This window comes from Amycolatopsis dongchuanensis (assembly GCF_039542405.1).
GTDB classification, from domain to species: Bacteria; Actinomycetota; Actinomycetes; order Mycobacteriales; family Pseudonocardiaceae; genus Amycolatopsis_E; species Amycolatopsis_E sacchari.
Window position 1 is genome coordinate 91,322 of sequence record NZ_BAABIB010000006.1, and the last position, 7,750, is coordinate 99,071.

Below are 7,750 nucleotides of genomic sequence, written 5' to 3' on the forward strand. Positions count from 1 at the left end.
GGGGCAGGCGTGGCGATCGACCTGGCGCCGTACGAGGCGCCGATCAAGGAGGCCGCGGACAAGCTGGAGGGGGACACCGGCGCCGCCGACAAGGCGCAGGCGGACCTGAACTCGCTGTCGCAGAAGCTCGCCGAGTACGGCACGCGGCACCAGACCGAGGCGACCAGCCTGCAGGGCAACTGGGTGGGCGACCGGGGCGACATGTTCGGCGTCAAGGCCAAGGAGCACACGCAGGCGCTCGACGACGCGGCGACGTGGGCGTCGAAGACCGCGCAGACCATCGGTGACGCGACGAGCCTGGTCAAGGACGCGCAGCAGCAGTGCCAGTCGCTGCTGACGGAGTTCGACGCGGACGCCCGCACACTGGTCAGCGCGGCGGCGAGCAGCACCGACCCGGGAGCCGAGATGCAGGCCCGCGCGGTGCTCGCCGGGATGTCGGCGAAGTACGCGAAGGAGGCCGCGGACATCGTCAACGCGGCCAAGGCCCGGCTGCAGGACCTGATGAACGGCATGAACGCCACGGTCCCGGCGTCGGCGCCGCCCGCGGGTCCGCTCGGCACGCGGGCGAGCGGCTCCGGCGGTGGGGGCGGCGGAGGCGGTGGCGGGTACAGCGGCGGCGGCGGTGGTGCCGCCTCGACGGGGTCCGCGATCACGTTCCCGCCCTCGGACCAGTACGGCAGCGGCACGCAGATCAAGCTGCCCGGCGGCCAGACGGTGAACGCGCCGAACGAGCGCGCGGCGATCGCCGTGCGGGCGGCGTTGTCGCGGCTGGGCCTGCCGTACGTGTGGGGCGGCACGGACCCGAACAAGGGCATGGACTGCAGCGGGCTGACGCAGTGGGCGTACAGCCAGGCGGGCCTGAAGATCCCGCGCACGGCGGCGACGCAGACCGTGGGGCAGAAGGTCGACATCAACGACATCCAGCCCGGGGACCTGATCATCTGGAGCGGGCACGTGGCGATGTACATCGGCAACGGGCAGATGGTCGAGGAGCCGCACACCGGCTCCGTGTGCCACGTCGTGCCGCTGCGGACCAGCAACGCCGGTGAGCCGTTGCTGGGCGTGTTCAGGCCGTCGGCATGAGCGAGATCGTGGGCAAGGCCAGTGCGGACGGGGTGACCGTGGAGGTCGGCGTCGGCGGCCGGCTGCGGTCGGTGAAGCTGACGCCCCAGGCGATGCGGTACGGCGCCGCGGTGCTGGCGCAGACGGTCGTGAAAGTGGCCGCGCAGGCCACGGCGCGGGCGAACCAGCGGTACGCGCAGACGCTGGGGCGGGACGCCGAGCGGGTCGGGCAGGCGATCGGCCTGGGCTACGACCCGGAACTGGCCGCCGACGACGACTTCGACCGGGACTGGACGAGGGGATGAACGGAAGACGCACGGCCGAACGCCTCCTCGCCGACGCCGAGGAACGCCTGCGGGTGACGGAGGAGCTGCCCGCGCGGCTGGCGGAGGTGCGGGGCTGGGCCTACAACGGCGCCGAGAACGTCCGCGTGACGGTGGACGTGCACGGCGGGCTGAAGGAGCTCAACCTCGACGAATCCGCGCTGGCGCTCGGCCCGGAGGCCCTCGGCGAGGAGATCGTGGCGCTGGCGCACCGCGCGCAGCAGGCCGCGCTCGCCGAAGGCGTCAACGTCCTCGGCGACGCGCTGGGCGACGCGGCGGCGCTGGAGATGATGCGCTCGGCGGGCCTGCAGCCCGACCCGGAGCCGGAGGTGGTGCCGTACACCCCCGGCGTGGACCCGAACGCCCACCGCTGGCGGGTCATCGAAGCGGAGTGAGTCCTGGTGGCGTGGGTCGTCGGCCGGGGACGCGGCTGTGGTGGGGCGTCGGGTCGGCGGGCTCGGGTGGTGGTGGGGCTTGGTGCGTTGAGTGCGGAGAAGCCGGGTCGGTGTGGCGGGTCGTTCGGCCGGAGTGCCGGTCGGCGGGCCCGGGTGGCCGCGCCTTCGCGTTGAGGTGGCGGGGCTGTGGCCGGTCGCCCGGCGGGAGCCCAGGCCTCGGTGGCGTCAGCCGGTGAGTCGGAGCGCGCCTCGCTCGCGTCGGCCGCTGCGCTGGCGTGGTCGGTCGGCGGGGCTGGTATGGGCCGTTCAGCCGCAAGCAGGCCTCGATGGCGCCGGGGCGAGCAGTCCTCGGTCGCGTCGGCGAGCCAACCGCCCCACCATCGCCCCGCCGCCGCGAGTCGCCCGCCCCACCATGGCCCCGCCGCCGCGAGCCAACCGCCCAGCATCGCCCCGCCGTCGCGAGCCAACCGCCCCACCATCACCCCCGTTACCTTCTTCGTAGTTCCTGATCAAGGAGCTGTGGTCGCCAGGTCCGGCATGACTGATGCCCCCAGTCGAACCCATGATCCGGGGGGTGGTGTCACCGGACCTGGTGGCATCGAGGGACCGCTGAATAGGGACACGGCCACCGCTTGGTAGGTCTCGTCGTAACGTGGGTGCCGGCCATCGATGCTCGACCGGCGACCACCCGCGAACGAACGAAAGACACCGTAGATGACCAGCAGCTATGGCGTGTTCCTCGGCCTGGATGTCGGCAAGACCGGCCACCACGCGGTGGGCCTGGATCCCGCCGGGAAACGGGTGCACGACGGGCCGCTGCCCAACAGCGAACCGAAGCTGCGGGCGCTGTTGGACAAGCTCGCCGCTCACGGGCCGCTGCTGGTCGTGGTCGACCAGCCCGCCACGATCGGCGCCCTGCCGGTCGCAGTCGCACGAGCCTGCGGCCACCACGTCGCCTACCTGCCCGGCCTGGCCATGCGCCGCATCGCCGACCTCTACCCCGGCAACGCCAAAACCGACGCCCGCGACGCGTTCATCATCGCTGACGCCGCACGCTCGCTGCCCCACACCCTGCGCCAGGTCGACACCGGTGATGACACCCTCGCCGAACTCGGGGTGCTGATCGGGTTCGACGATGACCTGGCAGGTGAGGCCACCCGCCTGAGCAACCGCATCCGCGGCCTGCTCACCGGCATCCACCCGGCTCTGGAACGCGTCCTCGGGCCACGAGTGACGCATGCGGCGGTGCTGGAAATTCTCTCCCGCTGCGGCGGCCCCGCGGGCATCCGGAAGGCCGGGCGGCGCAAGGTCACCGCGATCGCGACCGCGCACGCCCCCCGCATGGGCGCCAAACTGGCGGACGCGATCTGGGCAGCGCTGGACGAGCAAAGCGTCGCCGTCCCGGGCACAACCGCGGCTGACACCGTCCTGCCTCGACTGGCCGATTCGCTGAAAACCGTGCTGCACCAACGCAAAACAGTCGCCGACGAGGTAGAGGAAATGCTTGATGCGCACCCTCTTGCCGGGGTCCTGACGTCGATGCCCGGCATCGGGGTCAGGACCGCCGCGCGCATCCTGCTGGAGATAGGCGACGCCTCCGCCTTCAAATCGTCGGCACACCTCGCTGCCTACGCCGGGATCGCCCCCGTCACACGCAGCTCCGGCACCTCGATCAAGGGCGAGCACCCTGCCCGCACCGGTAACCGCAAGCTCAAACGGGCGTTTTTCCTGGCCGCGTTCGCGGCCCTGCACGACCCACTCAGCAGGGGTTACTACGACCGGAAACGAGCCGAGGGCAAGAAGCACAACGCCGCCCTGATCTGCCTGGCCCGCCGCCGCTGCGACGTCCTGTTCGCGATGCTGCGCAACCGGACGTACTACCGGCATCCCGAACCCGCCATGACACCCGCAGCGGCTTGACAACCACATAGGGACACCCCCCGCCGCGAGTCGCCCCGCCCCCACCGTCACCCCGCCGCCCCGAGGTCCCGGAGTTCCGTCGGGCTGTGGGCCGAGAACGTGCGCACCTCGGGGTGGTCGCGCACCAGTTCCCGCAGCCGCCGCTGGTTGTGCAGCCTGGTGGGCGCCACGGTCTGCACCAGCCTCTCGAACAGCCCCAGCCCAGCCGGGATGTGGGGCGTCGCCGCGAGTTCGCCCGGGTGGAAGTAGGAGTCCCCGGCGCTGAGCAGCCAGCCGTCCCCCGTGTCGACGGCCACCCCGGCGTGCCCCCGCGTGTGGCCGGCCAGCGGGACGAGCAGGATCTCCGGCGGGAGCCCCTTCAGCTCGCGCACGGCCTCGAAGCCGTACCACGGTTCTCCACTGTCCGCATAGGACATCCATTGTGGACCGTGTGCGAACTGCGTGTGCCGGTAGCGGTGACGTTCGGCGACGTCCATCGGCGAACGCAGGGCGCGCAGCTCCTCGGCGTAGACGTGCACCGCCGCGTGCGGGAAGTCCGCCAGCCCGCCGGCGTGGTCGAAATCCAGGTGGGTCACCACGATGTGCCGCACGTCCTCGGGCCGGTGACCGAGCCGCCGCACCTCCGCCAGCGCGGTCTCCTTCAGCGACGGCCGCGCGCCGACGAGCCTGCCGAACCAGCGGCCCATCCACTCGTCCGGCTGGGACACCGCCCTGGCGCCCATCCCCGTGTCGACGAGGACCAGCTCCGTGTCCGTCTCGATGAGCAGGCAGTGGCACACCAGCTCGGCGCGCCGGAACAGACCGCCGCGCCCGTCGATCAGCCTGCCGCCGGGCGGGCGCAGGGTTCCGGCGTTGAAGTGGTGTACGCGCATCAGGTCTCCTTGGTGAAGGTGGTCCTCAGGTACTCGGCGACGGTTCGCAGCGGTGCGACGTCATGCTGGGTTTTCGCGAGCAGCAACGCGCCCTCGATCGCGCTGAGCGCCAGCACGGCCAGCGACGCGGCCCGCTGGTCCGGGAAGCCCTCGCGGACGAGGTAGTCCGCGATCACGTCGCGCCACGACGTGTACCCAGAGGCGCAGGCGTCGCGGATGACAGCGCTTTCTCCCGCGTCCACCGCGACCGTCGCGATAGGACAGCCACGGCGGAAGTCCGACTCGATCAGGTTGTGCGCCAAGGCTTCCAGTACCGAGACGATCGCCGTGCCGGGATCGGGTGCGGCGTGGAGCAGGTCGCGCAGCTGAACCGCCACGCGTTCCCCGGACAACGTGACGGCTTCCGCGGCGAGCTGCTCCTTGCCGCCGGGGAAGTGGAAGTACAGCGAACCCTTCGGCGCCCCGCCCGCGTTGACCAGCTGGTTCAGGCCCGTGGCGTGGTAGCCCTGCGTGTGGAACAGGTCGGCGGCGGAGTCGAGCATGCGCTGCCGGGTGTCGGTGCGGCGGGCCATGGGGGTTACCGTAGCGCAAAGTATGACGACCGGTCTAGTTACTTCGTGGAGCGCTAACCTCCAGTGCATGGCCAACCCCACTGGACAGCAGTTCGAGATCGTCCGCGGCAACGCTCGCGCGGTGGTCACCGAGATCGGCGCCGGGCTGCGTGCGTTCGAGATCAACGGCGTGCCCTACGTCGAGACCTTCCCCGAGGACGCGAAGCCGCCGAAGGGGGCGGGCCAGGTGCTGCTGCCGTGGCCGAACCGGACGAAGGCCGCCGAGTGGACGTATCAGGGCGAAAAGCAGCAGCTCGAGGTCACCGAGGCGGCTCGGGGCAACGCGATCCACGGGCTGACGCGGCATCGCGAGTGGACGCTCGTCGAGCACGCGGAGTCGTCGATCACCTTCGAGATCGAGGTGGAGAAGCAGCAGGGCTGGCCGGTGCCGCTGCACGCGCGCATCACCTACGCGCTCGCGCCGCGCGAGCTGACGGTCACGCATGAGATCCGCAACGAGGGAGAGTCGGCGATCGGTGTCGGCGTGGGCACGCACCCGTACTTCCGCATCGGCGACGTGCCGACGGACGACCTCACGCTGACCCTGTCCGCGACGCGCGTCCGGCCCTACATCGGGGACCAGCAGCTGCCGTACGGGCCGGAGCAGGACGTCGAGGGCACGGAGTACGACTTCCGCGGTGGGGTGCTGGTCGGTCAGGTGGACCTGGACACGGCGTTCGGCGGGCTGACCGCGGGTGCGGACGGGCGGCACCACCACGTGCTGTCGCACGGGGAGCAGAGCGTCGACGTGTGGACGGACGCGGACTTCCGGTGGGTGCAGGTGTTCACGCCGCAGGACCTGGTGGGCCGGGGCCGCGCGATCGCGATCGAGCCGATGACGTGCCCGGCGGACGCGCTGAACTCGGGCACGGACCTGATCGAGCTGGAGCCGGGCACGTCGTGGACCGGCAGCTGGGGTGTCCGAATTTCGGTCTGACCCGCGATTCGTTAGCGTGTCAAACCATGGTGAGCGCGATTGTGGGCGGTTATGTGGTGCCGGTCGACGGTGAGCCGATCGACGGGGGCACGGTCCTCATCGAGGACGGCAGGATCGCCGAGGTGGGTGCGGACGCCGACGTCGACATCCCGGAGGACGCCGAGCTGATCGACGCCGCGGGGTCGTGGGTGCTGCCGGGGTTCTTCGACGCGCACGTCCACCTCGGCGTGCACGAGGAGGGCGAGGGCTGGTCGGGCAACGACACGAACGAGATGACCGACCCGAACGGCGCCCGCTTCCGCGCGATCGACGGCATCGACCCGTACGACGTCGGTTTCGACGACGCGCTGGCGGGCGGGGTCACGAGCGTCGTCGTGAAGCCGGGCTCGGGCAACCCGATCGGGGGTCGCACGATCGGCGTCAAAACGTGGGGCCGGACGATCCTCGACATGGTCTTCGCCGACCAGGTGAGCGTGAAGAGCGCGCTGGGTGAGAACCCGAAGCGCGTGTACGGCGAGAAGAAGCAGACGCCGAGCACGAGGCTGGGCGTCGCCGCGATCATCCGCGAGGCTTTCACGAAGGCCCAGAACTACGCGGCGCAGCGGGATCACGCGCGGGACGAGGGCAAGCCGTTCGACGTCGATCTCACGCTGGAGACGCTCGCCGAGGTGCTCGACGGGGAGCTCTACTGGGACCAGCACACGCACCGGGCGGACGACATCGTCACCGCGATCCGGCTGGCGGAGGAGTTCGGGTACAAACTCGTGGTCAACCACGGCACCGAGGGGCACCTGATCGCGGACTTGCTGGCGGAGAAGGAAATCCCGGTCATCCTCGGTCCGCTGTTCACCACCCGCTCGAAGGTGGAGCTGCGGAACCGGACACTCCGCTCGGCGGGCATCCTGGCGCGGGCGGGCGTCAAACTGGCGATCACCACGGACCACCCGGTCGTCCCGATCAATTTCCTGGTGTACCAGGCCGCGCTGGCGGTCAAGGACGGCTTGGACCCGGAAGCGGCACTGCGCTCGTTGACGGTGAACCCGGCGAGCATGCTGGGCCTGGACGATCGGATCGGCTCCCTGAAGCCGGGTCTCGACGCGGATGTCGTGATCTGGTCGGGTGATCCGCTGGACGTGATGAACCGGGCGCTGAGGGTTTTCGTGCGGGGCAAGGAGGTCTACCACTTCGACGAGTCCACCGGCGACGGCGTAGTGGCAGACCGCCGATACCGGGAGTAGGGAAGCCACCGGAACGAACCTGCGAAGCCAGCACCACCACCACCCCCACACCGCACCCAGCAACGGAACGGAAGCGGCCCCACGCCCCGCTCCTCCCCCGCCTCGATCCCCAGCTGCCTTAGCGGTTGGCTCACCGTGTCAAGGGTGGGCGGAGCCCATCGCGAAGCGACGCCGTCAGGCGCCCTTGACGCGGTGAGCCAACCGTTAAACGATCAAGGGGATGGGGCGGGGGAGGGGCCGCGTGAGCAGGTCGGCTACGCCCGGTGGACCCCGGTGCCCAGGCACCCAGGTGTCCACAAAAGACAAAAGACAAAAGAAATGCCTCGCCGGCGGGCAATACCGCTAAGTTAGGCGGGGGTTGGGGTCTGACACGCGTGGCGGGGCTCCTGTGG

Annotated in this window: 8 protein-coding genes; 6 read left to right on the forward strand and 2 right to left on the reverse strand. The window is 70.7% G+C overall.

Annotated elements, in window-relative coordinates:
* Positions 1-9 precede the first annotated feature (9 nt).
* The 4 genes from ABFX51_RS01465 (at position 10) to ABFX51_RS01480 (ending at position 3,700) form a co-directional block, all read left to right on the forward strand.
* Complete coding sequence (locus ABFX51_RS01465) at positions 10-1,083, forward strand: C40 family peptidase (protein WP_091514573.1); 1,074 nt, start codon at positions 10-12, stop codon at positions 1,081-1,083.
* Positions 1,080-1,367 carry a hypothetical protein gene (locus ABFX51_RS01470; protein ID WP_346051558.1) on the forward strand — a complete coding sequence of 96 codons (288 nt, stop codon included), beginning with the start codon at positions 1,080-1,082 and terminating at the stop codon, positions 1,365-1,367. The genes ABFX51_RS01465 and ABFX51_RS01470 overlap by 4 nt, the downstream gene beginning before the upstream one ends.
* Positions 1,364-1,780: a YbaB/EbfC family nucleoid-associated protein gene (locus tag ABFX51_RS01475; protein WP_346051559.1), complete on the forward strand. Its 417-nt coding sequence runs from the start codon at positions 1,364-1,366 to the stop codon at positions 1,778-1,780. The genes ABFX51_RS01470 and ABFX51_RS01475 overlap by 4 nt, the downstream gene beginning before the upstream one ends.
* 714 nt (positions 1,781-2,494) lie before the next feature.
* Positions 2,495-3,700 carry an IS110 family RNA-guided transposase gene (locus ABFX51_RS01480; RefSeq protein ID WP_346051561.1) on the forward strand — a complete coding sequence of 402 codons (1,206 nt, stop codon included), beginning with the start codon at positions 2,495-2,497 and terminating at the stop codon, positions 3,698-3,700.
* 47 nt (positions 3,701-3,747) lie between these two features.
* Here the strand turns inward: ABFX51_RS01480 and ABFX51_RS01485 are convergent, their stop codons facing one another.
* A complete protein-coding gene (locus ABFX51_RS01485) occupies positions 3,748-4,572 on the reverse strand; it encodes an MBL fold metallo-hydrolase (RefSeq protein WP_091517276.1) in 825 nt (274 codons plus the stop codon).
* Positions 4,572-5,144, reverse strand: a complete 573-nt coding sequence (locus tag ABFX51_RS01490; RefSeq protein WP_091517275.1) for a TetR/AcrR family transcriptional regulator — start codon at positions 5,142-5,144, stop codon at positions 4,572-4,574. Before ABFX51_RS01490 ends, ABFX51_RS01485 begins: the two co-directional genes overlap by 1 nt.
* A gap of 67 nt (positions 5,145-5,211) precedes the next feature.
* Between ABFX51_RS01490 and ABFX51_RS01495 the strand changes: the two genes are divergently transcribed.
* Together ABFX51_RS01495 and ABFX51_RS01500 are read left to right on the forward strand one after the other, a co-directional pair.
* On the forward strand, positions 5,212-6,120 hold the full coding sequence (locus ABFX51_RS01495; protein ID WP_091517274.1) for an aldose 1-epimerase family protein: 909 nt from the start codon (positions 5,212-5,214) through the stop codon (positions 6,118-6,120).
* Positions 6,121-6,146: 26 nt separating this feature from the next.
* The gene (locus tag ABFX51_RS01500) at positions 6,147-7,358 is read left to right on the forward strand and encodes an amidohydrolase (RefSeq protein WP_346051564.1); all 1,212 of its coding nucleotides are present in this window, start codon (positions 6,147-6,149) and stop codon (positions 7,356-7,358) included.
* Positions 7,359-7,750: the final 392 nt, after the last annotated feature.